19 protein-coding genes are annotated in these 26,923 nt (G+C 61.3%); 10 read left to right on the top strand and 9 right to left on the bottom strand.

Translation table 11 applies throughout. The features are described from left to right. Nucleotides 1-45: 45 nt before the first annotated feature. Nucleotides 46-7,305, bottom strand: coding sequence for an NEL-type E3 ubiquitin ligase domain-containing protein (locus tag ACXX9E_RS18155; protein ID WP_458555847.1), 7,260 nt, complete (start codon nucleotides 7,303-7,305; stop codon nucleotides 46-48). A gap of 160 nt (nucleotides 7,306-7,465) precedes the next feature. Here ACXX9E_RS18155 and ACXX9E_RS18150 point away from each other — a divergent pair, with 160 nt between their 5' ends. Next, nucleotides 7,466-7,684: a DUF2970 domain-containing protein gene (locus ACXX9E_RS18150; protein ID WP_123468196.1), complete on the top strand. Its 219-nt coding sequence runs from the start codon at nucleotides 7,466-7,468 to the stop codon at nucleotides 7,682-7,684. A gap of 6 nt (nucleotides 7,685-7,690) precedes the next feature. On the opposite strand, the gene ACXX9E_RS18145 is transcribed toward ACXX9E_RS18150, so the two are convergent. Beyond that, the gene (locus ACXX9E_RS18145; RefSeq protein ID WP_186745810.1) at nucleotides 7,691-8,764 is read right to left on the bottom strand and encodes an ABC transporter substrate-binding protein; all 1,074 of its coding nucleotides are present in this window, start codon (nucleotides 8,762-8,764) and stop codon (nucleotides 7,691-7,693) included. 523 nt (nucleotides 8,765-9,287) lie between these two features. On the opposite strand from ACXX9E_RS18145, the gene ACXX9E_RS18140 reads away from it, so the two are divergent. Then, a complete protein-coding gene (locus ACXX9E_RS18140; RefSeq protein ID WP_123468194.1) occupies nucleotides 9,288-10,946 on the top strand; it encodes a nitrite/sulfite reductase in 1,659 nt (552 codons plus the stop codon). Next, entirely contained in the window at nucleotides 10,930-11,424 is a 495-nt protein-coding gene (locus ACXX9E_RS18135) for a DUF934 domain-containing protein (RefSeq protein WP_123468192.1), read from the top strand. The genes ACXX9E_RS18140 and ACXX9E_RS18135 overlap by 17 nt, the downstream gene beginning before the upstream one ends. A 69-nt stretch (nucleotides 11,425-11,493) precedes the next feature. On the opposite strand, the gene sohB is transcribed toward ACXX9E_RS18135, so the two are convergent. After that, complete coding sequence (gene sohB, locus ACXX9E_RS18130; RefSeq protein WP_123468188.1) at nucleotides 11,494-12,525, bottom strand: protease SohB; 1,032 nt, start codon at nucleotides 12,523-12,525, stop codon at nucleotides 11,494-11,496. A gap of 206 nt (nucleotides 12,526-12,731) precedes the next feature. Here sohB and ACXX9E_RS18125 point away from each other — a divergent pair, with 206 nt between their 5' ends. From ACXX9E_RS18125 to ACXX9E_RS18100, 6 genes are all read left to right on the top strand, one after another. Beyond that, the gene (locus ACXX9E_RS18125; RefSeq protein ID WP_222833049.1) at nucleotides 12,732-13,442 is read left to right on the top strand and encodes a histidine phosphatase family protein; all 711 of its coding nucleotides are present in this window, start codon (nucleotides 12,732-12,734) and stop codon (nucleotides 13,440-13,442) included. Between the two features lie 65 nt (nucleotides 13,443-13,507). Next, nucleotides 13,508-13,825: an SCP2 sterol-binding domain-containing protein gene (locus ACXX9E_RS18120; RefSeq protein WP_128614292.1), complete on the top strand. Its 318-nt coding sequence runs from the start codon at nucleotides 13,508-13,510 to the stop codon at nucleotides 13,823-13,825. Nucleotides 13,826-14,038: 213 nt separating this feature from the next. Next, on the top strand, nucleotides 14,039-15,757 hold the full coding sequence (locus tag ACXX9E_RS18115; protein WP_458555846.1) for a hydrogenase maturation protein: 1,719 nt from the start codon (nucleotides 14,039-14,041) through the stop codon (nucleotides 15,755-15,757). A gap of 135 nt (nucleotides 15,758-15,892) precedes the next feature. Further along, entirely contained in the window at nucleotides 15,893-16,756 is an 864-nt protein-coding gene (locus tag ACXX9E_RS18110; protein ID WP_123469167.1) for a LysR family transcriptional regulator, read from the top strand. A gap of 113 nt (nucleotides 16,757-16,869) precedes the next feature. Continuing rightward, nucleotides 16,870-18,015 (top strand): sterol desaturase/SRPBCC family protein, encoded by a 1,146-nt coding sequence (locus tag ACXX9E_RS18105; protein WP_458555845.1) that lies wholly within the window; start codon nucleotides 16,870-16,872, stop codon nucleotides 18,013-18,015. Next, nucleotides 18,012-19,088 (top strand): SMP-30/gluconolactonase/LRE family protein, encoded by a 1,077-nt coding sequence (locus tag ACXX9E_RS18100; RefSeq protein WP_186745818.1) that lies wholly within the window; start codon nucleotides 18,012-18,014, stop codon nucleotides 19,086-19,088. The genes ACXX9E_RS18105 and ACXX9E_RS18100 overlap by 4 nt, the downstream gene beginning before the upstream one ends. Before the next feature lie 118 nt (nucleotides 19,089-19,206). On the opposite strand, the gene ACXX9E_RS18095 is transcribed toward ACXX9E_RS18100, so the two are convergent. Continuing rightward, entirely contained in the window at nucleotides 19,207-19,371 is a 165-nt protein-coding gene (locus tag ACXX9E_RS18095; RefSeq protein WP_177490381.1) for a hypothetical protein, read from the bottom strand. 109 nt (nucleotides 19,372-19,480) lie between these two features. Beyond that, on the bottom strand, nucleotides 19,481-19,723 hold the full coding sequence (locus tag ACXX9E_RS18090; protein WP_123468176.1) for an HP1242/YdcH family protein: 243 nt from the start codon (nucleotides 19,721-19,723) through the stop codon (nucleotides 19,481-19,483). 206 nt (nucleotides 19,724-19,929) lie between these two features. On the opposite strand from ACXX9E_RS18090, the gene ACXX9E_RS18085 reads away from it, so the two are divergent. Then, entirely contained in the window at nucleotides 19,930-20,451 is a 522-nt protein-coding gene (locus ACXX9E_RS18085) for a DUF4142 domain-containing protein (protein WP_222833051.1), read from the top strand. 55 nt (nucleotides 20,452-20,506) lie between these two features. Here ACXX9E_RS18085 and ACXX9E_RS18080 read toward each other — a convergent pair whose 3' ends face one another. The 4 genes from ACXX9E_RS18080 to ACXX9E_RS18065 form a co-directional block, all read right to left on the bottom strand. Beyond that, nucleotides 20,507-20,776, bottom strand: coding sequence for a hypothetical protein (locus tag ACXX9E_RS18080; protein ID WP_123469165.1), 270 nt, complete (start codon nucleotides 20,774-20,776; stop codon nucleotides 20,507-20,509). A gap of 127 nt (nucleotides 20,777-20,903) precedes the next feature. After that, nucleotides 20,904-23,534: an excinuclease ABC subunit UvrA gene (locus tag ACXX9E_RS18075; RefSeq protein WP_458555844.1), complete on the bottom strand. Its 2,631-nt coding sequence runs from the start codon at nucleotides 23,532-23,534 to the stop codon at nucleotides 20,904-20,906. 211 nt (nucleotides 23,535-23,745) lie between these two features. After that, nucleotides 23,746-25,857 carry a hybrid sensor histidine kinase/response regulator gene (locus ACXX9E_RS18070; RefSeq protein ID WP_458555843.1) on the bottom strand — a complete coding sequence of 704 codons (2,112 nt, stop codon included), beginning with the start codon at nucleotides 25,855-25,857 and terminating at the stop codon, nucleotides 23,746-23,748. A 134-nt stretch (nucleotides 25,858-25,991) separates the two neighbouring features. After that, a complete protein-coding gene (locus ACXX9E_RS18065; RefSeq protein ID WP_123468168.1) occupies nucleotides 25,992-26,681 on the bottom strand; it encodes a GntR family transcriptional regulator in 690 nt (229 codons plus the stop codon). Nucleotides 26,682-26,923: the final 242 nt, after the last annotated feature.

The raw sequence follows: 26,923 nt of genomic DNA, 5'->3' as shown, positions 1-26,923 counted from the left end.
GGGCATGGACGCCTGTTGCCGCCCATGCCCTGCCGGTCACTCAGTTCACGGGCGCCATGAAGGGCCCGGCTGCGGTGAAGCCGGTCGCGCCTGCTGCGGTGGCCCGTCAAGGGTTGTCAGCCTCGTGATTTCCCCACGCGACAACTCGATCAGTTTCTCGTTGCGCGCAGTGGTCAGTTCGATCTCCAGCAGGTTCATCGCCGTCTGGTACTGCTCTTTGGACAGCGCATCGCTTTGCCAGTCCGGATACGAGTCCTCGACCTCAGTCTGTCGTCGCGTGGCATTTTGCTCAAGGGTGGCGAAGGTTTCAGGGTTGCGTTCTACCAGGTAGCGGACCCAGTAATCGCGCAAGACCAGATTCCGCAGAAACTCGTCGGACGCTTCGGTCTCCAGCACGGTGCGACGTGCATCGAGCAGTGCCTGTCCATGAATGGGTGTGCCATACAACATCCGTTGCGGTTGTCCGGGCAATTCCAGCCCATCCGGCCAGCCAGCGGTCATGCCGATCCGGTATTGCAGGCGAATTTCCGCTCGATCTTCACCGAGAGCGGCGCGCTCGGCCAGGCGATCGACCTGCTCCAGCCGAAACATTTGCCGCGACAGGTCCAGCAAGGCCCGGCCGCGCCGATCCGAAGACCACCGGGGCACATCGCGCAGGGCGTTGTATATGAACACCCGGGTTTCCATCTCGCTGAAAGACAGGCTACGGCCATCGGCACACGTCGCATGGGTCTGCGCATCGACAAACAGCTTTTCGCGCAACTCGCTGTTTTCCGCGGCGGCCCGGATCACCTCCCACACGCGAAAACTCAGATGGGCATGCGACAGCTTGAAATCGCTGGTGTCGCGCAGCGTCCAGAGCAGATGAAAGAACGGTCCGTAGCCGTCTGCCTCGGCCAGTTGCCGCCACAGTGCCGCATGCTCGTCACGCAAGGTGCCAGTCGTATTGGCCAGCCAGGGTTCAAGGGCATCCTGCGCGACATAAGTGGCCGGGTTGTCGATGGACTCCAGTTCCTCCACATTGGCCTGTGGGTCGACCTGCTCAAGGTCTTCTTCGCTGTCGGAGTCCCATTCCGAGTTCGAGTTCGAGCCAGACTCTGAGGAGCTGTCCGGATGACGGTTAGCCGCGGCGATGCGCAGATCCAGTTCATTGCGGGAAATCCCCATGACATCGCCATCGCCGTGGGCAATGCTGTAATCGCGCAGGCGCTCCAGACTGTCGCGCGACAACTGACTGTTTTCTTCCAGGCGGGTGCCGCGCGCCAGCATCTCATGACCACCGTCGAACAGACCGGCCGGAATCATTTGCAGGTGATTGCCCCGCACATCCAAAGTGTGCAGATACTCTGACTCAAGGGCGCCGACGGGCCAGGCATGAAGGCCGTTGTACGCCAGGTTCAGGGTTTCGAGGCGACCGAATGCACTGACATCGAAAGTATCCAGCTGATTGTTGCTCACATTCAGCGAGCGCAACCGCTCCCCTCGCAACGTTTCATACAACGTTCGCGGGTCCGTGAAACGGTTGCTATTTAGCTCCAGCCGTTCGAGCCGCGACATGCCTCGCACGGCATCCGGTATCGCCTCTAGGTCATTACCATCGAGCACCAGTGTGTCGACGGCGGGAAATGCCCTCAAAAACCCGTTCGAGCCTTGCTCAGTGATCCGTACACCGGTGAGCAAAAGGCGTGTCACCGCGGGAAACTGCACGGGCAAAGCCGGTAAGTCGCCTGTTTGCGCCTTCATGAGATCCAGCACTTGCCCATTCTCTTGGGTTGGCGCGATCAGCCCGTCCAGCCAGCAGCGGTAAATCTGTTTCGCCGCCAGGCTGCGACTTTGCGCCGACACAAACCTTCTCGACGTTTGGAACTCGCGGATATAGAGCCAGCCGTTCAACTGGACAGCCAGTGTTTCACCCGTCTGCTTCCAGTCATTGAGCCGGCCTTCGATCTGCAGATCACTGAGGCCGGCATTGCGCAGGTGCGCAATGTGCTGCAGCGCCCGTTGCGGACTCAACAGTGGATCGAGCGCCTGCAAACGCGCAGCGAACCCGACGGTATCTGCAGGCGCGGACGTGTGCCGGGGCAGCGGCAACAGGCCTTGCTTCACGCTCCAGCCGGTTTCCGACGGCGGAAACACCTCGGGCACCGATTCCTGCGCAAAGCGTTGCAGCGTACCTGCAGGCAAACCTTGCGCCGTTTCAATCCGATGCAGCGCCGCCGTCAGGTCAGACGCGCTATCCGCCGTGAACGGATTACCCGTCAGATTGACTTTGATCAGCGTGTCCGGGTGCGCAAGCACCTGCTTCGGCAGACGTGCAAGCGCATTGTCACGCAGGTCGATCCAGGTCAACCCGGCCATGTTTTCTGCGTCCCTTGGCCATGCCTTGAGCCGAGTGGCCCGCAGATTCACGGTCTTGAGCCGGGTCAAGGCACCCAGGTCGAGCTGGCCCAATGGGTTATGGCTGAGGTCGAGGTCTTCGATGTTCGTCAGAGCGTTCAACTGTTGCTGTACCACCGGCGTCACAGAGAGGCTGTTGCCGGCCAGATTCAACCGGGTCAATTGCGGCAAGTCTGCGGAGGAGATCGGCACTTCGGTCAGTTCGGTGTCAGCGATTTCTAGACTTTGCGCTTCACTGAATGCCTGAACGAAACCGCGAATATGCTCGGCAGGTACATCCAGTTCACGCAAGCGCACTGTCTTCACATGGTCAAACGCTCCGGCGGGCAACACGGGCAGCGTTTTGAACCGGGGACTACCGTGCAGGATCAGATAAGCGTCCGCCGGCGGCAGCTCGAACAGTGCCTGCTTGACGGGCACACCGTACCGCTGGCTCACGCCATTGCGCCAGGTACTCTGCAGCGCTTTGAGCAAACTGGAATTCGGCACTTCGTTCCAAAGCGGCAGCAGTCTGGCCGTGCGCAATCCCGAGGACTGGATGGGCTCATGAAACGGCCGGAATATCTCGGCGTACTCGACACTCAGCGCCTGAATGGCCTCAAGGTCGAGGTTGAGCAATCGCTCAGGGAGCGGATCGAGGTAGCCGCGTATGCCCATCAGAAATTGCAGTTCGCCCTGGACGTAACTGCGCACCATCTGCTCCACGTCCATCAAGTGGCCCAGTGCCGCCTCGTGGCTTTTGACGTACTCGCAGGCACGCGTGAAGTCCTCGTAAGCGACCTTTCGCCAATTCAGCGACAACCCCGCCCATTGCTTCTCATGCCCGGTGTAAAACGCCTCAGGGATCGAGCTGATCGCCGTGTTGCTCAGATCAAATCGTTCCAGTGCGGGCAGATCGAGTGTTTCGACCGGCCACTGCGTCATGTGAGGTGCGTGGAGGGTCAGGGTTTTCAGATTCACCAACGATGCCAGACAGCGCTCCGGGAACACCGTGTCTGTGCCGTAAATCTTTATTTCCAGCGCCTCAAGGGCCGTGAGTGGTGCCAGTCGCGGGGCAAAATCGGCAGGAAGGCTCATGTGGGACGCGTAACTCAGGCTTTTGAGCGTGGTCATCCTGCTGACTGAACGTGGCAGGTTGGTCAATTCCTGAATACGTATACGTATGAACCTGAACAGCTCGCTACGCGAGCCTATCCTGAGCTTTTCCAGGCCCTGGAATCGTGCGAGAAAGCCATCGGCATTGGCATCGGTCAGGCCGCTGCCGCTTACCGACAATTCACGGACGTGGCTGAAATCCGCCGTGAGTGTCGGCAACAGGTCTTCGCTGTCGATCTCCAGGCGCGCAGCACGCGGCTCTTGCGCGGCCAACGGTGCCGCACGCCAGCTTGTTTCAAATGCTTGTGCGGTATTCCTGCGGCGTTGTTGCGCGGTTTCCGGCATCGGTCGACCAAAGGGATCGCGCGGCACCACCTCCGGCGTCCCGATCCACGCCTCAAGCGTGGCCTTCTGCGCGGCCCATTCTTGCTCACGGCGCAACAACTCGCTGTAGATTTGCCCTTCGGACAGACCTGCCTGCGATTGCTGACGTATAAATTCGTTGGCCTGCGCATCGCTCAGCCCCGGATAGACATCGCGCACCTTCGCTGTGAGTGGCGGGTTGAATGCCTGGCCGCGACCACTGGCGTAATACCCGACCAGGGTCTCATTGACCCGCACGGGGGGCTTGAACAACTTCGCCTGTGGCTCCAGGGCCTGCAGGACATCTGCGCGATTGCGCCCGGCCTGCTCGATGATACGGCTTTGCAAGTCAGCGCCTTGACCGACATGGGGGATGCCCAGGCTACGGCGAGCGTCATCGGGCAGCGCGTGCAGGATCGACGCATAGAAATTGTCACCCTCCCTGGACAGGCTGTTGAGCGCCTCGCCCCGCTCATCGAACGCCTGAAACTGCGGGCCGTTTTTGATCAGGAATTTCCTGTGCAGGGCTGGCACGTCACCGATGCTGTCGAGCAATGCACCGGTCGTACTGCCATCGCGAACTTCCAGACGCACGTTGTCGGGCCAGCCCGGCATCCGCTGCAACATCTGCAAGGCCAGGCGTCGACTGTCGGCCGATGCCTGATTGTCGCTGCGCAGCCCCGCATAGGCCCGGGTCTGCCGCCCCTGTCGCGCATACCAGCGCGCCTCCTCCAGCATGCGCAACGGCACACGACGGGTCTGCGCGAGCCGCTCGAGATCATCCGCCGCGGCATGATGGAGCACTTCCTGAGCGGCAGACTCGCTGAGACCGGGACAGGTTCGCTGCAGCAGTGTGACCTGCCGGTCCCAGGATGGCGTGCCGGCATAAAGGCTGTCGAAAATCGCCGACTGGCGGCCGCTGGCGTATTCCGCCAGCAATTCACCGAGCGCTGGCGCCCGGGCGTCGGGCGCCAGCGGGCCGCGTCCGCGCAACAGCTGCCCCAGTTCAGCCTGATCGAGGCTGGCCACAATCCGGCGGTTCAGTTCTCCGCCCAGGACCTGCGAACGCGTCAAGCGAATCGCCGGTCTGGCGTCGACACCGGGCACCCGCCAGCGCTCACCGTATTTGACCGACGCGCCGCTCAACTGCGGCCCTTCGAACACCTCCAGCACCCGTCCCGACGGCCAAGTGGGCAGGTCAGTCATCAATGGCAAGGCGTAGAGATATTTCTCGTTGATCGGCCTGGTTCCGCGCAGTTGCTCGATGACCTCGTCGACGCCCGCATCAGCCCTGAACAGACGCAGAGCGTCGGTCAACGCCGGCGGCGGCACCGCGTGATCGACGTGCATCTTGCGCAACGCGTTGTCACTGACGCCGCTGACGTCGGCAATCCTGATCAGCTCGGCATCGGAGAACCCGTCGGTTTCGTGCCCCAGGCGCCGTAACAGCGTCAGACGGTCCCATTCCAGGGGGCGCTCCAGCGTATGCCGCCAGGCGCCGCGGCCATTGCTGCCAAGAATCGGCTGATAGGCCGTGGTATCGCTCGGGTGGCGGATTCGCCATTTGCCCAGTGACTCATCGAGAAACTGTTCAAACACGCGGTCGCCCTGACGAATGAAGGTCTGCGTACCGACCTCATACTGCCCCGCTTCGTTCGGCATAGCGTTGGCATCCAGCACGACACTGGACTCATAAGCGCTGAGGTCCGGCTTCCAGAGGCGGGTTTCGCCATTGGGCAAGGTTACCGGATGCAATTGCTCGATCACCGGTTCAGGCCTGGCTGCCGAGAACCTGCGCACACCGACACCCACCCCGGCCATCACCGCAATCTGCGCGAGGTTTTCAGCTACATCGAGCAAATGATCCTTGGCCGCCCTACGGTCGCCCTCGCCCCACTCCACTGCGCCCTCAAGGGTTTCGTACAGCAACTGACCGGCCATCACCACCATCATGACCTCCCCCAGCACCGGCACGAACATCGACACCATGTTCAGACCGAGCATGCCGATTTGCAGCAGATGCGCCAGTTTGGCATCGCGCGCCCTGACATCGACATCAGCGCTGGGCACGGCGTGGCTGCGAGCATCGGCCAGCACCTTGGCGCAACTCTCGGTGTAGAGGTATTCCCAGAGGCTCTGGTTTTCCTCCCAAAGGCCTCTGCGCCGCTGTGTCCAGATCGACGGCGCAATGTAAGGGTCAGGTTCCGGTTCCAGTTTCGCCGCTGGCGGCGGCGGTAACTCCCTGATCCGGGTGAATGCTGCGCCGGCGCCCAGATCGAGAATCGTGCGCCAGGGTGAACGCCAGTAATCGCTCGGAGAGTCGGCGGCCTTGCGGGTGAACTGACTGAAATAATACCCACGCGCCTCGTAAGGCAGGAACTGACTAAGGAACCGCTGGTAATCAGTCGGTTCGGCGCTCGTGGCGTTGCCAGCGTGTCGCGCTGTGAGCAAGCGCTTGAACTCCGCCGTGGCCTGATCGCCGCGATAGCATTTGAAGGGATGCTCCGGGTCATGGGGGATATAAAAAACCCACTCATCGCTGTAGCGGTACTTTTCACAGATCGAAAACACCACACATCCGGTCAGCCTTTTGTCCATGACCGCCAGATCGCGGAACCAGACCGGTTTATGGCCGACCGACGGATTCAGCTCATCGTTGATGACCGACACAATCATGGCGTAGTGCGCCGGCTCGATATCCTCTTTCAAGAGGGCCAGCTCGGCAGCCGCGCGCATCGCGGCTTTCTGACTGGCGATGAACTGCTGACGGAACGCCGTTGCCGCCACCGCATCCGTCGGATGGAAGAAGCCGCGCAAGTAAGTCTGGTATTGCTTGCCGATGTCGAGGTGACGGCACAGGCTCAGAAACTGGCTGACCGACACGTTGACGGTCACCGCATGGAAGGTGTCCGGCGAAGTGCCCACCACAACGAAACCGGAGGTTTCATGGTAGGCCCCGGGTCGGCATTCGTCGGCCTCGAAGTTATGCAGGGCGGCGTCCAGCATCGAGAGTTTCAGAACCTCGAACGACGACAGCTCAATGGCCAAAATACCCACCTGCAGTGGGCGCCGCAGGCACAACAGGGTGTTGTCGACATCCACCTGCACTTGATACTGCTCGCGCAGCGCCTTGAGCAGCAGCGGCCGGGCGAAGGCCTCGATGTCCTGAAACGAGGACAGGGTTTTATCCAGGCGGTTTTGCGCGATGAGACTGGCCGTTGAGCTGTCGTCCAGCGCCTTACGCCGGGCGGGCGAAGCGTTCCGATACCACGATGGCAGGACGGTGTGGCTGCCCTTCAGCGCCCGACGGCGTTGCGTCGAGGCGTCGGTCAGCCAGCGGGGTATCGATTTTTCAAGAAAGTCGGCGTGCAGGCTGCGGGTGGCGAGCGGTTTCACCGGAACGGACGGCGCAGGCCCGCTCAAGCCTGGAGGCGAAGAATTACTGATCATATTCACTCCTTTTAATGGAGTGAAAAGAAGACCATCTCAGTGGCGAGCACTTGCGGTACATAGGTATCGCTTGCACAGAAATTGGTAACCGACTGTGTAAACTGCCGGACCGCGTCAGGTTGTCTATGCTCTACAGGTCAATGTGCGCGACGAGGGATATATGGACGATCCAATCGACAACAAACCACCGACCTTCTGGCAGATGCTGCACAGCGTCATGGCTGCGGCATTCGGGGTGCAGAGCGGGAAAAACCGGGCCAGGGATTTCACCCATGGCAAACCCAGTCATTTCGTGATCCTGGGCATTCTGTTCACGGCCGTGTTCGCGCTGACCCTGTTCGCCATCGTCAAACTGGTGCTGCACTTCGCCGGCCTCTGAGCGGCTTCAGTGCATCAGGGTTTGCAGAGTGAACGGGTAGCGATAGGAAGACGGTCGGCCCTTGGCCGAGAGTTTGCGGAAGCTCACGCCATAGTTCGGCGTGTTGCCCATCGCCAGCATTTGCCGGGCGTGGTGCTTGTCGATCAGCTGCAACAGAGGGATTTGCCGGTCACGCCCACCGTACTGATTCAGATCGACGCCCTGCTGATAATCATGCAACTCGACCAGTGCCCACCCGCCCAGCGTGAAATGCCCACCGACCAGCGCGCTCAGGCGCCCGTCGATCACGGCCTGCAAGGCTGCGGGTGATGTGTTGACGGCGCTGAACAGCGCGTCTTTGCCCGGCGTCTTCCCGGTTTCGGCAAACGCGCGCATCGCACCGAAGGCCATTTCATCGTTCGCCGACCACACCAGCGACACCTTCGGATAACGACTGAACAATTGCCGGGCCTGTTCGTAGGCCCGCTGCTGCATCCAGCCGCTGTAGACCATCTGCCGCAAGCGCACTTGCGGGTGTTCGGCCAGTGCGCGCTGCATGCCGTGTTCGCGCAGTTGCGCCGACGGCGTGATTTTCAGACCGGAGAACGCCAGCAGCTCGATCTCTTCATTGGCCGCGACCGGCGGATGCAGGCGAATCAACTCCTTCATCATCAGGTAACCGCCCTCCTCGTCGTTCGGCACCAGGCTACCGATTCGATCGGGTCGCTCCCCCACCAGCGCTTGCTGGTTGGGCGTCAGCGCGGCGTTAACCATGAACAGCTTCACCCCGCTGTTTTCCGCCAGACGCAGAATCTGCGGGGCAACGTATTGCTCATTGACGAACATCAGGTAGTCGGGGCGATTCGGCCCTTGCAGCGCCAGCCGGGCCTGGGCGATGGTCAATTCGGGTTGACGCTGGGCATAGAGAATCTGCAGCTCGATACCCAGATCCCGGGCGGCCGCCTGCATGAATTGCGAATAGCTGAGCCAGAAGGCTTCCTGTGTCGAGCCCGGATTAAGGAACAGCACCGATTCCGCTCTGGCAGCGGTCGCGAACAGCGCCCCTAACAGCAGCAGGCTGAGGTGGAAAATTTTCAACATGAACATCCGGGCCCAGGGAAAAATGGCCGCGCATTATAGCCACCGATCAACCGGCTATTGGCACGTAATCCCGCCTTTTGTCCGACAATCGTCGAAAACGGGCCCGGATGGGTCGTTTATTGATGACTGACCCAGAATACCGCCGTTCCCACCACCAGAATGATCAGGAACAGAATGGCCCACGCATCAACGCTGCTGTCGCTTTTCCTTGCCTTGGTCGGATTGCTCATTGCATCGCCTCTTGTCGGTTTTATCGGTGATTGCAGAAAGACTCGACCACAGTTAAGACGAGGATTGCCCGCACGACAAATGTGGGTTAGTTGACACCCGTTCTCGTTAGGCGATTTGGTTCTTTACATATACTCAAACATCACTTTTGCGCATAACTGCAAACGGGTATATTGCCCCGGCTCCGTTAGGGAGTGCGCGGCCGTGCGCGCGTAATTGCCGAGGCACCATCGGACTCCAGCAAGCGAAAACGCAGCGTTTTCCGAGTAGCCCAAAGCCTGAGAACAGGACTTATATGTACGTATACGACGAGTACGATCAGCGGATCATCGAGGACCGCGTCAAGCAGTTCCGTGATCAGACCCGACGCTATCTGGCAGGTGAGCTGAGCGAAGAAGAATTCCGCCCCCTGCGCCTGCAAAATGGCCTGTACATCCAGCGTTTTGCACCGATGTTGCGGGTGGCGGTGCCTTACGGCCAACTGACCTCGCGTCAGGTGCGCATGATGGCCAAAATTGCCCGTGACTACGACAAGGGCTACGCCCACATCAGTACGCGGCAGAACGTGCAGTTCAACTGGCCGGCGGTGGAAGACATCCCGGACATCCTTGCCGAACTGGCCACCGTGCAGATGCACGCGATCCAGACCAGCGGCAACTGCCTGCGCAACGTCACCACCGACCAGTTCGCCGGTGTCGCTGCCGATGAGCTGATCGACCCGCGCCCGTGGTGCGAGATCGTCCGCCAGTGGACCACGTTCCACCCGGAATTCGCCTACCTGCCGCGCAAATTCAAGATCGCCGTCAACGGTTCGACCGCTGACCGTGCCGCCATCGAAGTTCACGACATCGGCCTCGAGCCGGTGCACAACGCCGCCGGCGAGCTCGGCTTCCGCGTGCTGGTCGGTGGCGGCCTCGGTCGTACCCCGGTGGTTGGCGCGTTCATCAACGAGTTCCTGCCGTGGCAGGACCTGTTGAGTTACCTCGACGCCATCCTGCGGGTCTACAACCGCTACGGTCGTCGCGACAACAAATACAAGGCGCGGATCAAGATCCTCGTCAAGGCGCTGACCCCTGAAGTCTTCGCGCAGAAAGTCGATGCGGAAATGCAACACCTGCGCGGCGGCCAGACCACCCTGACCGAAGCCGAACTGCATCGCGTCGCCAAGCACTTCGTCGACCCGGACTACAAGGCGCTGGACAACCAGACCGCGCAACTGGCCGAGCTGGACAAAGAGCACCCGGGTTTTGCCCGCTGGCGCGCCCGCAACACCCTGGCACACAAGAAGCCGGGTTATGTTGCCGTGACTCTGTCGCTGAAGCCGACCGGTGTTGCTCCGGGCGACATCACCGACAAACAGCTTGATGCCGTCGCCGATCTGGCCGAGCGCTACAGCTTCGGTCAACTGCGCACCTCCCACGAGCAGAACATCATTCTCGCCGACGTCGAGCAAAGCCAGTTGTTCACCCTGTGGGGCGAACTGCGTGAAAGCGGTTTTGCCACGCCGAACATCGGCTTGCTGACCGATATCATCTGCTGCCCGGGCGGTGACTTCTGCTCGCTGGCCAACGCCAAGTCGATCCCGATTGCCGAATCGATCCAGCGCCGTTTCGACGACCTGGACTACCTGTTCGACATCGGTGAGCTGGACCTGAACATCTCCGGCTGCATGAACGCCTGCGGTCACCACCACGTCGGCCACATCGGCATTCTCGGCGTGGACAAGAAAGGTGAGGAGTTCTACCAGGTCTCCCTCGGCGGTAGCGCCAGCCGCGATGCGAGCCTGGGCAAGATCCTCGGCCCGTCTTTCGCCCAGGAAGCCATGCCAGACGTGATCTCGAAGCTGATCGACGTGTACGTCGAACAACGTACCGAAGACGAGCGCTTCATCGACACCTATCAGCGTATTGGCATCGACCTCTTCAAGGAACGCGTCTATGCAGCGAATCATTAAGAACAACGAGGTCGTCGACGAAACCTGGCACCTGTTGCCCAAGGATTTCAACATCGACGAAATCAGCAACTGCGACGATCTGATCGTGCCTCTGCAGCTGTGGCGCGAACACAGCCGCATGCTCAAGGCCCGCGACGGTGGTCTGGGTGTGTGGCTGGACGCCGACGAAGAAGCCGAGGAAATCGGTGACGACGTGGCTGAATTTCAGGTGATTGCCCTGAACTTCCCGGCGTTCACTGACGGGCGCAACTACTCCAACGCCCGTCTGCTGCGTGACCGTTACGGTTTCAAAGGCGAACTGCGGGCGATTGGTGACGTGCTGCGCGATCAGCTGTTCTACATGCGCCGCTGTGGTTTCGACGCCTTTGCCGTGCGTGCGGACAAAGACCCGTACGAAGCGTTGGAAGGTCTCAAGGACTTCTCGGTAACCTATCAGGCCGCCACCGACGAACCGCTGCCGCTGTTCCGTCGCCGCTGAACCTACCAGGTTTGAAGCGGACAAAAAAAACGCCGGTCATTTGACCGGCGTTTTTTATGCCTGAAGGCCTTACCAGAAACGCTGCTGCGTCAGGCGACTCCACCAGTTCAGCAGTACGCGATCGACCGAACCGCTGGCGGCCATGCCGATACGTTCCTGCAGGCTTTTGCGCTCGGCGTAGTGCAAGTGGTAGACCTCGGCTTTTTTCGCCCGGTCGGCGAGGTATTCATCACTGGTCTTGAGTTCATCCACCAGTTGTTTGTCCAGCGCCGCGACACCAAGCCAGACTTCACCGGTGGCCACATCGTCAATCGCCAGTTGCGGGCGGTAGCGCGCGACGAAGTTCTTGAACAGTTGATGGGTGATGTCGAGGTCTTCCTGAAACTTTTCGCGGCCCTTCTCGGTGTTTTCGCCAAACACGGTGAGGGTACGCTTGTACTCGCCGGCGGTAAGGACCTCGAAGTCGATGTCGTGCTTCTTCAGCAAACGGTTGACGTTGGGCAGCTGTGCAACCACGCCGATCGAGCCAAGAATCGCAAACGGCGCGCTGATGATCTTCTCGCCGATGCACGCCATCATGTAGCCGCCGCTGGCCGCGACCTTGTCGATGCACACGGTCAACGGCACGCCGGCTTCACGGATACGCGCCAGTTGCGAGGACGCCAGACCGTAGCTGTGGACCATGCCGCCACCGCTTTCCAGACGCAGGACAACTTCATCTTTTGGCGTGGCCAGAGTCAGCAATGCGGTGATTTCATGGCGCAGGCTTTCGGTGGCCGAGGCCTTGATGTCGCCGTCGAAATCCAGGACGAATACGCGAGGTTTGGCCTCGGGTTGGTTCTTCTGCTTTTTCGCGCTTTTCTCGGATTTGGCCTCGCCCTTGCGCAGAGCCTTGAGCTGATCCTTGTCGAGCAAAGTCTGCTCAAGGCGCTCGCGCAGGCCCTTGTAGAAATCATTGAGCTTGCTGACCTGCAACTGCCCCGCCGACTTGCGCCGGCCCTTGCTGCGCAACGCGGCAAAACTGGCGAGAACCACCAGAATGGCGATCACCAGAGTGACGGTCTTGGCCAGGAAACTGGCGTATTCGGTGAAAAACTCCACAGAGACTCCTTAAAACAATGCGTGGATGCAAAAACACACGCGGGATGGCTCCAGCATACCCATGCGTCGGCCCGGCGACCAGCCGGGAAACCTTTGGCAACAGGCCTGTAACGGGCATTTCAAACAAGCGTATGTTTTTTCATTGACAGCTACCCGTCATCCTCATAACCTCGCCACAACCTTCAACGTACCGGGATGACGCGGACGTGGGCAGCATCTACTTGATTCGACATGGCCAGGCCTCCTTTGGTGCAGACGACTATGACGTCCTGTCGCCCATCGGTGTGCGCCAGGCAGAAATCCTCGGTCAGCACCTCGCTGAACTGGGGGTCCGCTTCGATCGCTGCCTGGCGGGTGACCTGCGTCGCCAGCAACACACCGCCACCAGCGCGCTGGAACAGTTCGCTGCCAACGGCCTGCCGGTGCCGACGCTGGAAACCGATTCGGCGTTCAATGAATTCGATGCCGACGCGGTCATCCGCGCCCTGCTCCCGGCGATGCTGCCGGACGAACCGGAAGCCCTCGACATCCTGCGCAACGCCGCACAAAACCGTGGCGAGTTCCAGCGCATCTTCGCCCTGATCATCGAGCGCTGGCTGGCCGGCACCTACGACACGCCGGGGCTGGAAAGCTGGCTGGGGTTCGTCGAGCGGGTCAAGGCCGGGCTGCAGCGGATCCTCGAACAGGCGGAGTCGCATCAGAAAATCGCCGTGTTCACCTCCGGCGGCACCATCACCGCCCTGCTCCACCTGATTACGCAAATGCCTGCCCGACAGGCCTTTGAATTGAACTGGCAAATCGTCAACACCTCGCTCAACCAGCTGAAGTTCCGCGGTCGCGAGGTGGCCTTGGCTTCCTTTAACAGTCATGCACACCTGCAACTGTTGAAGACACCGGAACTCATCACTTTCCGCTGAGTCCGGTTAACGTGTGAACCTTGCTGTAATCAACCAGCGCTTATTATCCAAGAAAGGATCGAACCATGACCTCCGTAGCTGATGCCGTAAAAGCAATGCAAGCCAAGTTCAACCCAGCCGCTGCTGCCGGTCTGGATCTGGTCTTCGGTTTCAACATCACCGACGAAAACAAGCAGTACTCGCTGATCATCAAAGACGGTACCTGCAATATCGAGGAAGGCGAAAACCCTGCCGCCAACTGCACGCTGGTGCTCGACAGCGAAACCCTGAAAGGCATCGTCAGCGGTGAAACCGACGGCATGCAGGCTTTCATGGGCGGCAAGCTGCGCGTTGAAGGCGACATGATGCTGTCGATGAAACTGTCCGAGCTGTTCCCTTCGTAACAGCGCCGCGCAGTACTCCGAAGAACCCGCCCCTGTGGCGGGTTTTTTGCGTTTGGTCGTCCGGCGTTTCGTCGCCGCAGAAATATTGGCTCACCGAACATTGACCTCGGTCACTGGCGGGCCAGCCGCCACTCATTACTCTCCCGGCTCCATCGAAGGCCAAGGACGGCTCACCGGGAGCCTGCGGCTGATCCCACTCAAGGAAGACCATTCATGCGATCACTCAAGATCATTCTGCTGTCGTCAGCGTTCAACGGCCTGACCCAACGCGCCTGGCTGGAGCTGCGCCAGGCCGGGCATTCGCCCAGCGTCGTGGTATTCACCGACGAAGCGTCGGTCTGCGAACAGATCGAATACAGCGGCGCCGACCTGGTGATCTGCCCGTTCCTCAAGGACCGCGTGCCCCAGGCACTGTGGAGCAACCGCGCGCGGCCGGTGGTGATTATCCATCCGGGCATCGTTGGCGATCGTGGCGCCAGTGCGCTGGACTGGGCGATCACCCAGGAGTTGTCGAGCTGGGGCGTGACCGCCCTGCAAGCCGTGGAGGAAATGGACGCCGGCCCGGTCTGGGCCACGTGTGAATTCAACCTGCCATCCGGGCTGCGCAAGTCCGAGCTGTACAACGGCCGGGTCAGCGATGCGGCAATGTGTTGCATCCGTGAAGTGGTGGAGAAGTTCGTCAACGGTTTTATACCGGTCGAACTGGATTACGCCGACCCCAAGGTGCGCGGGCGTTTGCAGCCGAACATGAAACAGGTCGATCGTAGCTTCACCTGGCACGATTGCGCGCGGTTCATCAAACGCTGCATCGACGCAGCGGATGGCCAGCCCGGCGTACTGGCGAGCCTGGCCGGTGGACAGTATTACGTTTACGACGCACACCTCGATTCGCGCTCGGGCATGCCCGGCGAGATTCTGGCGGTGCACGACGATGCCGTGCTGGTGGCCGCGGGCGATCAGAGCGTATGGATCGGATCGCTGCGACGCAAGCCGCAACCGGGCGAGGAAACCTTCAAGCAACCGGCCCGGCACGTGCTGATCGAGCAACTGGCCGAGGTGGCGGTGCTGGACTGGACGATTGCCAGCCAGCCGTTCAGCGATGAAGCGTATCAGCCGCTGCGTTATCGCGAGTCCGGGGTGGTCGGTGAGCTGACCTTCGAGTTCTACAACGGCGCCATGAGCACCGAACAATGCCGGCGCATGGTCGAGGCGCTGCGCTGGGCCAAGTCCCGCGACACGAAAGTGCTGCTGATCCGCGGCGGTCGTGGCAGCTTTTCCAATGGTGTGCACCTGAATGTGATTCAGGCGGCGCAGGATCCCGGCGCTGAAGCCTGGGCGAATATTCAGGCCATCGACGATGTCTGCGCCGAGCTGTTGAGTGCGCGGCAACTGGTCGTCAGCGGCGTGACCGGCAATGCCGGGGCCGGCGGCGTGATGCTCGCGCTGGCGGCGGATATCGTGTTTGCGCGGGCCGACATCGTGCTCAATCCGCACTACAAGAGCATGGGCTTGTACGGCTCGGAATACTGGACATACAGCCTGCCGCGCGCGGTGGGCCCGGCCATCGCCGAGCAACTGACCCAAGCCTGTCTGCCGGTGAGCGCCAGCCAGGCATTGCAACTGGGCATGGTCCAGGAAATCGGCCCGCGCTGCCCGGATGAGTTTTCGTTGTGGCTGCTGCAACGGGCCAATGCCGTGCTGAGCGACCCGGCCTACGCCGCCGTACGCGAGCGCAAGTTGCGGGTCGACCAGGTGCTGATCGACCAATGCCGCGAAACCGAGTTGCAGGAAATGCAGGAAGACATGCTCTACAACCGCAATCAGTTCGCCGAGAAGTGCCGGCATTTCGTCTACAAGCGCAAGGCCTGCGGCACGCCCACACGGCTGGTGGCGGATTGGGCACGGGTGCAGGAGGTCGAGTGGGCGGGTTGATTCTGCGGTAACTGGTTTTGCCCTCACCCCGACCCTCTCCTTTGGGAGAGGATCAGGGTGAGGGGCCACTCCAAACGATGACGCGGTCCCGAGGCTGCACTTACAATGCCCGCCACCTCAACCACCGGCCCGCCCATGGACATCGACCTCGCCCGCACCTTTCTGGAAATCGTCCGCCACGGCAGCCTGGCGGCGGCTGCGCAAAAGCTGTTCGTCACGCAAACGGCGATCACCGCCCGGGTGCAGAAACTCGAAAGCCAGTTGGGCAGTACGCTGTTCGTGCGTAACCGTGCCGGCGCGAAACTGACGCCCAACGGCGAGGCGTTCGTGGTCTACGCCAATCAACTGGTGCAGACCTGGGAGGCTGCGCGCCGCGACCTGCCGCTGCCCGAGGGCTATCACAACGTGCTGCACATCGGTGGCGAGGTCAGCCTGTGCAATCCACTGATGCTCAGTTGGGCCGCCGAACTGCGCGAAAAAATCCCCGGCCATGCCCTGCGCATGGAAATCCGCGACGGCGAAAACCTGCTCCGTCAGCTCGAACTTGGCGTGCTCGACGCCGCGCTGGTCTATCAGCCAGAGTACTGGCCGGGCTTGCAGGTCGAGCAAGTGCTGGAAGAGAAACTGATTTTGGTCCGCGCTCCCGACCGGCCCGACCCTTACGTCTACATCGACTGGGGCCCGGACTTCCGCTGCCAGCACGACGCCGCCCTGCCGGAAAAGGCCAAGGCCGCACTGAGCTTCAACCTTGGCCCGCTGGCCTTGCAATACATCCTCGAAAACGGTGGCAGCGGCTATTTCCGCACCCGGGTCGTGCGCAGTTATCTGGAAAGCGGCGCCCTGGAACCGGTCACCAAAGCCCCGGAATTCAGCTACCCGACCTATCTGGTGTATTCGCGTGATCGCGACTCCGCCACCCTGCAACACGCCTTCGATCTGCTGCGCGAAGTGATCCACGCTGATGACGACTGGTCGCAGCGCTGGAACCCGTTGAGCTGAATCGGCCGCTTTACCCCGGAGCATGGCGCAAGTGGCCTCAAGCGCCGGCCTGCACAAACCGCCGGATCGGCTACGCTGCCGGGTAGAACAACAATACCCGCAGGTGACCGCAGTTGAGGCAGACCACCGAGGCATTTCGCAGCCGTTATCGGGCCGCCATTCATCCGTTCTACAACCCGTGGCTGCACGGCGCCTTCGTGCTGCTGTTCGGCGTGCTGGCCATCGGCGCCTTCTGGCACCCGGTGCAGCAGGTCAGTTGGCGGGAATGGCTGACGGTGCCGCTGACCCTGCTGTTCTTCAACTTCGGCGTGTACATGGTCCATCGCCATCTCGGCCATCACAAAAAGACCTTCGCCAGGCTGTTCTACGCTCGCCATGCCGGCGACCATCACAGCTTCTTCACCCCCGGCCACATGACCTACGACAGCGCTCGCGACTGGCGGGTGATTCTGTTTCCGGCGTGGCTGATCGTCCTGCATACCCTGGTTATCAGCCTGCCGCTGTGGTGGCTGTTTGCACAGTTCAACAGCAATGTCGCCGGACTGTTCGGTGGCTGCATGGTGCTGGGTTACTTGATCTACGAAGTGTTTCACGCTTGCGAACATCTGCCGCCGGACAATCCGCTGACACACCTGCCATGGATCCGCCAGATGCGCCGTCTGCATGAACTGCACCATCGCCGCGAACGCATGCAGGAGCGCAATTTCAACATCGTCTTTCCCTTGATGGATTACCTGTTCGGCACCCTCTATTGGGAACCGGAACCCGTCCCCTTGAGCCATTCGAGACCGTCCATGACCCGCATGCAGCACCACATCGAAATCGTCGGCGAGCCAGTCACCGTGCTCGCCTACGCCGCCAGCGCCAGTCGCTGGCCGGAATGGCATCCGTCGTCGCTGAAGATCGACGGCCCGCAAGGCCCGCTGCATGCCGGCGCGCACTTCGAAGAGGACATTCACGCCGGGGGTCGCGCCGGTCATCTGCACTGGGAAGTCAGCGAATACCTGCCCGGCCGACGCTGGTGCGCCCGGGCTCAGGGCGATCATGGCTTGTCGCTGCTGCTGACGTACGAATGCACGGCCGAACAGGGCGGCACACGTTTTGTGCGCACGCTGGATTATCGCTTCGCCGGTTTGGGCATGCGCATTGCCAACCGGTTGCTGCTCAGACGCCGCATCGAGCGTGAATCGGCGGCGTCGATGCTGGCGCTGCGCGACCGGGCAGCGCAGTACATCAGCGCGACGAGGGCCAGCGCATGAGGCTGCGGCATGGGGTGTTGTTGATCATCATCGTCGTCATCGCGTTCTTGCTGCTGATGCCAACCAAGGTTGAACCGGTGGCGTGGCAACCTTCGCCGGCACCGTCGTTGACCGAAGGTGTCTTCGCCGACAACCAGCGCCTCAAAGCCGCGGTGCCGGTCGGGCCGAGCGACATCGAGGGACCGGAAGCCTTGCTGCTGGAAGAGGATGTCCTGATCACCGGGCTGCATGACGGTCGACTGATCAGTACCAGCCTCGATGGCCAGGCACGCAAGGTCCTCGCCGACACTGGTGGCCGACCGTTGGGGCTGGCGCGGCATCCGAACGGTTTGCTGGTGATTGCCGACGCCATCAAGGGTTTGCTCTCACTCGATGCCCAGGGCCGCCTGATTCCCTTGTCCACCGCCGCCAACGGCGTCGCCTTCGGTTTCACCGATGATGTAGCGATCGACAAATCCGGGCACTACGCCTATTTCAGCGATGCCTCCAGCCATTGGGGTTACGGCCATGATGGCGAGGCGATCATCGAGCACGGTGGTGACGGACGTCTGCTGCGCTATGACTTCCAGACCGGCAAGACTTCGGTGCTGCTCGACAAACTGGAATTCGCCAACGGCGTCACCCTCGGCCCGGATGAGGCTTATGTGCTGGTCAATGAAACCGGCGCGTACCGCATCAGTCGCTATTGGCTCAGCGGCCCCAAGGCCGGCACGCATGATGTGTTTATCGACAACCTGCCGGGCCTGCCGGACAACCTCGCGTTCAATGGCAGTAACCGTTTCTGGGTGGCGCTGTATGCGCCGCGCAATGCTCTGCTCGATGGCACCGCCGGGTATCCGTTCCTGCGCAAGATGATCGTGCGGGCGCTGACGGTGTTACCGAAACCGGTGGAAAAGCGCGGCTTTGTGCTGGGCCTGGATCTGGACGGCAAGGTGATTGCCAATTTGCAGGACGCGAGCAGTGACAATTACTCGCCAATCACCACGGCACGCGAGTATGGCCAGTGGTTGTATCTGGGCTCGTTGAAGGCGACGCATATGGCGCGATTGCCGTTGGAGGCAGCCTTGAAGTAAATCCGTTCAATCCTCTGTTGAACGAGCCGGCGCCTTCGCCAGCCGGCTCGCTCACACAGGCGATGTGGGTCGTTCACGGATTCATGGTGCGAGCCAGCCTGCTGGCGATGACGGTCTGTCAATTGGAAGACTTGTCGAACTTATCGGGATCTTCGTCTGTGGGCAGGTCTTCGTCCGGCTCATCGGGGTTGGCCGTGGTGTGCGCCGGGCTGTTCGGTTCGGGGTGCGTCGGCACCGGGTCGAATGCGCCCTGCTCTTCACTGGGGAATTTGGGATCGTTCATAAGGCACCTCGCAAAGCGTCGATGAATGGAGACGCTGTACATTCGAGGTGCCGGTCGTGCCGGTCGTTCCTTTCCATTCACCACCGGCGGTCGGTGGCGCCACTGGCGGTCAGGATCGAGCCTGTAACTGCTCGACAATCCTGTCCTTGACCTGCAAGCGTTTCTCCTTGAGCTTTTTCAGCGTGTCATCACTGGGCGCATCCGAGGTGGCAGTCTCGGCCTTGACTACCTCGGCATCCGCCTCGGAATACTTGTTGATCAGTGCATCCAGATGTGGGTCCTCGGTGCGTCGTTGCTGGATCTCTTCCTTCGTAAGCTTCAAGTCCTGATACAGGTCATGGGTCACCGGCATGGAACACCTCCGTGAGTTGATCGGCAGCCAACGCGACCGATTGCGCTGGCTCGTTATCAGAATGGCCTTGGTTACCCGGTTCTGTCGACCACCTGTCAGACCAGCGGTGTCCGTTCGTCGCCCTGTCGCAAATGCGATAAAACCTTTATTCGCGGCTTTCCCTCCATTGAGTAACACCAACAAAAAACCTGCGTGGAGATACATCAATGGACGGATTCAACCTGCGGCACCTCGTTCTGGCTGTCACTTTGAGCGCTGGCATGGGTAGTGCCTTCGCCGCCACCGACAATGACTTTGTCGACAACGCCGCAGCGGGCGGCATTGCCGAAATCGAAACCAGTCGCCTGGCCCTGGAAAAAAGCCAGTCGGCCGACATCAAGGCATTCGCCAACATGATGATCACCGATCATGGCAAGGCCAACGATGAACTGGCGAGCATCGCCAAAGCCCACGACATCGAAGTGCCGGACACCACCACCCTGGTCAAGCAAGCCAAGGAAAAAATCCTCGATATGCGTGATGAGTCCTTCGATGCGGCCTACGCCAACAATCAGGTCAAGGCCCACGAAGAGACCATTGAGCTGTTCAAGAAACAAGCCAACACCGTGACCGACGACAAGGTCAAAGGAGCACCGGAACTGAAGGCCTTTGCGCAGAAAATGCTCCCGGCGCTGGAAAAACACCTGGCGGCGGCGAAAGAGCTGCAAGCCAAGCATCCGAGCAAATAACCGCGCACAAAAAAGGCCGCATTCAGAGAATGCGGCCTTGTCGTATCTACCGTGACTAGCCCCCGTCCGTGTCAATATCGGCATCGGTTTCTTCACCCGGTTTCGCACGATCAGGTTGCGGTTTGAAGCCCGGACTGAATTCGTTGTCGTTATCGGTGTGTTTATGCTTCTGATCCACCGCCGGATCGGCGCTCTGTGCCTGATCGTTCTCGCCCTGCTGTTGCGTCGGCGCCGGTTGCCCCGGCAGCTGCGGGTCGATTGCCGGGTCGTTGCGGTTGATCGGCTCTGCCGATTGATTCTGCTGCTGCGTTGATTGCTCGTTCATGGCCACCTCGCTCATCAAACCCGTCCGACTGAAACGCGTCGGGTCTTGAAGATTCGAAGCCTGAAGCCGGGCAATCGTTCAAAACATCGCAGCAAAAATCGGCGCCTGCAGGCACCGATCCCGGCCATCAGCGCAAGGCGCGAGCGAGGAACGGCGCCGTCCGGCTCTTCTTGCTCGCCGCGACTTTCTGCGGTGTACCCGCCACCACGATTTTGCCGCCCTGATCCCCCGCGCCCGGGCCGATGTCGATCACCCAGTCGCTCTGCGCGACCACGCGCATTTCGTGCTCGACCACGATCACCGTATGCCCCGCCGTCACCAGCGTATCGAGTTGTTCCAGCAGGCGATCGACGTCGCGCGGGTGCAGGCCGGTGGTCGGTTCATCCAGCACGTACAGGGTGGCGCCGCGTTGATTGCGCTGTAACTCGGTGGCCAGTTTGATCCGCTGCGCCTCACCGCCGGACAGTTCCGTGGCCGGTTGCCCGAGACGCAGATAACCGAGGCCGATATCGCGCAGCACTTCCAGCGAACGACGAATTCCCGGTTGCCCGGCAAACACCGTCACCGCTTCATCGACGGTCAATTGCAAGACCTGGGCGATGCTCAGGCCCTCCCAGAGAATCGCCAGCGTCTGCGGGTTGTAGCGCGCGCCATGACAGGTCGGGCATGGCGCATACACGCTGGGCATGAACAACAATTCGACACTGACAAATCCCTCGCCCTCGCACGTGGCGCAACGCCCCTTGGCGACGTTGAAGGAAAACTGTCCGGCGTCATAACCGGCCGCCCGAGCCTCGGTTGTTGCGGCGAACAACTTGCGCACGTTGTCGAACAGCCCGGTGTAGGTCGCCAGATTCGAGCGCGGCGTGCGCCCGATCGGTTTTTGATCGACCTGCACCAGACGCTTGATCGACTCCAGCCCTGAAGTGACCTGGCCGCTGCTGGCCTGCGGCGCATCGTCTTCGAGGCTGAGCTCATCCGGTTCGCTGTCCGCTGGCGGACGCCCCAACTGCGCGCCGACCAGTTCCAGCAGCGCCTGACTGACCAGGCTCGACTTGCCCGAGCCGGACACGCCGGTCACCGAGGTGAAACAGCCCAACGGAAACTCGGCGCTGAGGTGGTTGAGGTTATTGCGTGAGATGCCATCGAGTTTCAGCCACCCGCCGGGCTTGCGCGCAACCCGGGGCTGGCGTGGCGCGTCGGCGAACAGGTAGGCGCGAGTCTGCGACTGTTCGATCTCGGCCAGCCCCGCTGGCGGGCCACTGTAAAGGATCTGACCACCCTTCTCGCCCGCCGCCGGGCCGACGTCGATCAGCCAGTCGGCGCGGCGCATGGTTTCCACATCATGCTCGACCACAAACAGCGTGTTGCCGTCGGCCTTGAGGCGCTGCAGGGCCTCGAACAACGCTTCGCCATCGGCCGGGTGCAGCCCGGCGGACGGCTCGTCGAGCACGTAGATCACGCCGAACAACTGCGAGCCCAATTGCGTCGCCAGGCGCAACCGCTGCAACTCTCCCGAGGACAACGTCGGCGTGCTGCGCTCCAGGGCCAGATAGCCAAGCCCCAGATCGGTCAGGGTGCTGACCCGCTCCAGCAGATCCTCGGCGATCCGCTGTGCCGCCAGGCGCTTTTCCAGCGACAGGTTCGGCGTGTGCCGCACATCCGGCGCGCTGGCGTGAGCGCTGGCGCCGTGGGCCGCCCGCTGTTGACGGGCCTCGCGGGTTTGCGCATGGCTCAGGGTGTCGCCGGTTTCATCGGCGTGTTCGAGATAGCTGGCCTCGGCCACCGGTCGCAACACTTCAGCCACTTGCAGCAGCGGCATCTGCGACAGTTCGCCGATGTCATACCCGGCGAACGTCACCGACAAGGCCTCGCGCTTCAGGCGTTTACCGTCACACAGCGGGCACGGGCTGCCGAGCATGAACTGTGCAACACGCTTCTTCATCAGCGCACTTTGCGAATGGGTGAAGGTGTGCAGGATGTAACGTCGCGCACCGGTGAACGTACCCTGGTAGCTCGGCTCCATCTTGCGCTTGAGGGCGACGCGGGTTTCTTCCGGCGTCAGCCCGGCGTACACCGGCACGGTCGGGGTTTCTTCGGTGAAGAGAATCCAGTCGCGCTGTTTTTTCGGCAGTTTCTTCCAGGGAATGTCGACGTCGATGCCCAGGGTCACGAGGATGTCGCGCAGGTTCTGCCCTTGCCAGGCCAGCGGCCAGGACGCCACCGCGCGTTGGCGGATGGTCAGGTTCGGATCAGGCACCATCAGTGCTTCGGTGACCTCATACACCCGGCCCAGGCCATGACATTGCGGGCACGCGCCCTGCGGAGTGTTCGGTGAAAAATCTTCGGCATACAGCATCGGCTGCCCCGGCGGATAACTGCCGGCGCGGGAATACAGCATGCGGATCAGGCTCGACAAGGTGGTGACACTGCCCACCGATGAACGCGTGCTCGGTGTGCCACGCTGCTGTTGCAGGGCCACGGCGGGCGGCAAGCCTTCGATGGAATCGACATCCGGCACGCCGACCTGGTCGATCAGCCGCCGTGCATAGGGCGCGACCGATTCGAAGTAACGGCGCTGGGCTTCGGCATACAGCGTGGAAAACGCCAGCGACGACTTGCCCGAACCGGATACGCCGGTGAAGACCACCAGCGCATCGCGGGGGATATCGACGTCAACGTTCTTCAGGTTGTGCTCACGGGCGCCACGCACCCGGACCGTACCGGCGGGCGCTTTGGCATTTCGCTTGGAAGTCATCGGCAGGCCTTATCACGAATGTCTGTTGAGAGCCCGGTGGTGAGGGGATTTATCCCCGTTGGAGTGCGAAGCACTCCGCTGCATTGCACCGGGTATGACGCGAGCTCATGTTGACGACTGCTGCGTAGCCGAACGGGGATAAATCCCCTCGCCACAGATTCCCACGCCACCACTTTATCCATACCGCCCCAAGTGCCTCGCTTGCACCCGATCAGGCACCGAGCACCGCGCGAATCATTTGCAGCATGGCCTCGGGGCTATAGGGTTTGCCCAGCAAATGGGTATCGGGGCTGAGTTGGTGGTTGCGCGAGATGATGTCGCGGGTGTGCCCGGAGGTGAACAGCACCGCCACCGGTGGCGTCTGCACCTTGGCCCAGGCGAACAGGTCGGAGCTTTTGATCAGCCCCGGCATGACCACGTCGGTGAAGATCAAATCGACCTCGACACCTTCGAGCAGCATCTGCATGGCCGCATCGCCATGGCCGGCGGTGAGCACGCGATAGCCCTCTTCGCGCAGCAATTCAACCGCCGAGGCGCGCACCGCCTCGTTGTCCTCGACCACCAGAATCGTCTCGTGGCCACCGCCCTGCTGCGCGTCAAGGCTCGGCATTTCAGCGCGGACCGGCCGCAAGCTGCGCGGGAAGTACAACTGCACTCGCGTGCCTTCACCGACGCGGCTGTCGATTTCGACATGGCCGCCGCTTTGTTTGACGAACCCGAAGACCATACTCAAGCCCAGACCGGTGCCCTGACCGTCGGCCTTGGTGGTGAAAAACGGTTCGAAGACTTGTTCGAGGATCTGCGCCGGGATGCCCGCACCGGTATCGCTGACCGCCACCCGCACGTACTCCCCGGGCAGGATGCCTTTACCGACACAAAACTCGCGCTCCAGACGGGTGTTGGAGGCGCTCAGCACGATGGTGCCCTCGCCTTTCATTGCATCCCGGGCATTGATGGCCAGATTGAGAATGGCGTTTTCCAGTTGGTTGCGATCAACGTTGATGTGCCACGGCGCTTGCGGCAGCTGCACGTCGATCTGAATGGTTTCACCCAGCGCCCGTTGCAGCAACTCCCCCACGCCGTCGAAGATCTGTTGCGGGTTGCACACCGCAGGCGACAACGGCTGACGCCGGGCAAACGCCAGCAGTTGCGAAGACAGTTTGGCGCCACGCTCGACCGCCGCCAACGAGGCGCTGACCCGGCGCTGGACATTGGCATTGTGCGGTTCATGCCGGGCTAGCAAATGCAGATTGCCAGCGATCACTTGCAGCAGGTTATTGAAGTCGTGGGCAACGCCGCCGGTAAGCCCGCCAATCGCTTCAAGCTTCTGCGACTGGCGCAATTGCTCTTCGGCCGCCAGTCGCGCCTCGACTTCATCGGCCACGCGTTGTTCGAGGTTGCGGGTGAACTTGAGCAGGGATTCTTCAGCGGTCTTGCGCTCATGAATGTCGATCAACACGCCGGGGAAACGCCGTGCCTCACCGTGTTCATCGAACTCGCACGCGCCACTGGCCAGGACCCACAGATAACTGCCATCGCTGCGGCGCACGCGGTACTCCGCGTTGAACGGCGCGCCGGTCCGCACCGAATGGGTGACGCGCTCGTGCACCCAGGCGATGTCATCGGGATGGATGCGGGACTGGGCGATGTCCTGGGCCAGATTGCTCAGGTCCTGATCCGGCGGATAAGAGAACGTGCGGGCGAAACGCTCATCCGCCGACAACGTATTGTTTTTCACGTCCCAGACAAACGAACCCAACAGCGCGCCGGCATTCAGCGCTAGTCGCACGCGCTCGTTATCGGCGCGGTAGGCGTCTTCGGCGGCCTGGCGCAAGCGCTCGGAATGCATGAATTCGGTGGTTTCCACCACCATCGCCATGACCCCGGCCGGTTGCCCGTCATCGTTGGCCACAGGGCTGTAATACAGATCCATCCAGACGTCTTCGGGCACCCCGTCGCGCAGCAGCACCAGTTCCTTGTTGCGGTAAGACAGGGTGCCGCCGGCCAGACAGGTATCGACCACGTGCCGATTGAAGTCGGCCACTTCCGGCCAGCCCAGCTCCACCGGCGAGCCGAGCAGATACGGATGGCGGCCACCGGCAAATTTCGAGTAGGCGTCGTTATAGATCATGTAGCCGGCGTGGCCCCAGAGCATGACCATCGGCAGAGGCGACGCCAGCATCAATTGCACCGTGCTGCACAGACTGGCAGGCCAGGTGTCCAGCGGACCCAGCTCGGTAGGGCTCCAGTCGAACGCGCAAATGCGTTCGGCCATTTCGCCTTTCCAGCCGTCACAACCGTGACTATCGGATAAAAACTGCATCGACTGACTCGGTGTCCTGTGGTGGTTGTCCGGTAAATCACGACGACCAAACGACGCGACGCTCGTCTGTTTCGAGCATCTTGCGGCGTATTGGTTTCATAAGAGGTATAGCCGATTTCCCCAGTGCCCGGAACTCATACGCCGATCAAGTGTTTGAGCGGATGGTAGCCAGTTTTCATCTTCGCAGCGACGTCGAGAATGGCCTGTTCGATGCCGTTCAGGTGCAGGCAAGTCAATTCGATCGCCGCGCTTTGATCCCCGGCTTCGATGTACTCGAGCAGGCGCAGGTGCTCGTCATCGCGGCAGGCTTCGTGACTGTCATCATCCAGCGCGGCGACGTACAGCGAGGCGCGGGAGATGAGTTTCTGGAACCAGTCGAGCAGCACCGGGTTGTTCAGGCTGCGCGCCAGTTTGATGTGGAACTCGCCGAGCAGATGAATCAGCCGCTCGTGGTCGCCGGCAGCGTGGGCTTGATCTTCCAGCAGCAGATGCGCGCGCAAGTCCTGCATCGCGGCGGGGTCCTTGCGCCGGCACAGTTCGGTGACGATACCGATCTCGATCAGGCGCCGGGTTTCGAACAGCGAGCGGATCTCTTCGTTGCTGGGCAGCGACACCGAAGCCCCCTTGTTCGGTTCGGTGGTAACCAGTCCGTCAGCCTCCAGTTGCTTGAGCGCGGCGCGCACCGACGTGCGGCTGACATTGAATAACTCGGCCAGTGAGGCCTCGCCCAGTTTCATGCCAGGGCGCAACGAACGCTTGCAGATCGCCTCGTAAACCCCTTGGTAGACGCGGTCGACCGTGGTTTCCGGTTTCTTGTCGGTCATACGAACACTCCTTTGGCATCGGGCAACCCTCCCCTGGCGATCGCTGGCCAAGAAATAAGAGGGAGGGTGCACACGCCTATTGTCTTTATTTGCGTCTGTGAGCGTCGCGCAGAATATCGCCTTCGGCGGCAAGATGCAGGGTCTTGATTGCACGTTGAGTACGGATCGTTGATCGGGGCTGCGTCGATTTGCCAGTCTGCTCGTTGCAAGCAGGAACGCAAGCGCCAGGGGGGATGAGCGGG

Source organism: Pseudomonas sp. GNP014 (assembly GCF_054344005.1).
The sequence above is the reverse complement of the archived record's forward strand: the minus strand, read 5'-3'. Positions and strand labels throughout refer to the sequence as shown.

Coding starts and splice junctions, on each gene's coding strand:
- ACXX9E_RS18155 (WP_458555847.1), bottom strand. CDS start 7,305: ATGATCAGTAATTCTTCGCCTCCAGGCTTGAGCGGGCCTGCGCCGTCC.
- ACXX9E_RS18150 (WP_123468196.1), top strand. CDS start 7,466: ATGGACGATCCAATCGACAACAAACCACCGACCTTCTGGCAGATGCTG.
- ACXX9E_RS18145 (WP_186745810.1), bottom strand. CDS start 8,764: ATGTTGAAAATTTTCCACCTCAGCCTGCTGCTGTTAGGGGCGCTGTTC.
- ACXX9E_RS18140 (WP_123468194.1), top strand. CDS start 9,288: ATGTACGTATACGACGAGTACGATCAGCGGATCATCGAGGACCGCGTC.
- ACXX9E_RS18135 (WP_123468192.1), top strand. CDS start 10,930: ATGCAGCGAATCATTAAGAACAACGAGGTCGTCGACGAAACCTGGCAC.
- ACXX9E_RS18120 (WP_128614292.1), top strand. CDS start 13,508: ATGACCTCCGTAGCTGATGCCGTAAAAGCAATGCAAGCCAAGTTCAAC.
- ACXX9E_RS18115 (WP_458555846.1), top strand. CDS start 14,039: ATGCGATCACTCAAGATCATTCTGCTGTCGTCAGCGTTCAACGGCCTG.
- ACXX9E_RS18110 (WP_123469167.1), top strand. CDS start 15,893: ATGGACATCGACCTCGCCCGCACCTTTCTGGAAATCGTCCGCCACGGC.
- ACXX9E_RS18100 (WP_186745818.1), top strand. CDS start 18,012: ATGAGGCTGCGGCATGGGGTGTTGTTGATCATCATCGTCGTCATCGCG.
- ACXX9E_RS18095 (WP_177490381.1), bottom strand. CDS start 19,371: ATGAACGATCCCAAATTCCCCAGTGAAGAGCAGGGCGCATTCGACCCG.
- ACXX9E_RS18090 (WP_123468176.1), bottom strand. CDS start 19,723: ATGCCGGTGACCCATGACCTGTATCAGGACTTGAAGCTTACGAAGGAA.
- ACXX9E_RS18085 (WP_222833051.1), top strand. CDS start 19,930: ATGGACGGATTCAACCTGCGGCACCTCGTTCTGGCTGTCACTTTGAGC.
- ACXX9E_RS18080 (WP_123469165.1), bottom strand. CDS start 20,776: ATGAACGAGCAATCAACGCAGCAGCAGAATCAATCGGCAGAGCCGATC.
- ACXX9E_RS18075 (WP_458555844.1), bottom strand. CDS start 23,534: ATGACTTCCAAGCGAAATGCCAAAGCGCCCGCCGGTACGGTCCGGGTG.
- ACXX9E_RS18070 (WP_458555843.1), bottom strand. CDS start 25,857: ATGCAGTTTTTATCCGATAGTCACGGTTGTGACGGCTGGAAAGGCGAA.
- ACXX9E_RS18065 (WP_123468168.1), bottom strand. CDS start 26,681: ATGACCGACAAGAAACCGGAAACCACGGTCGACCGCGTCTACCAAGGG.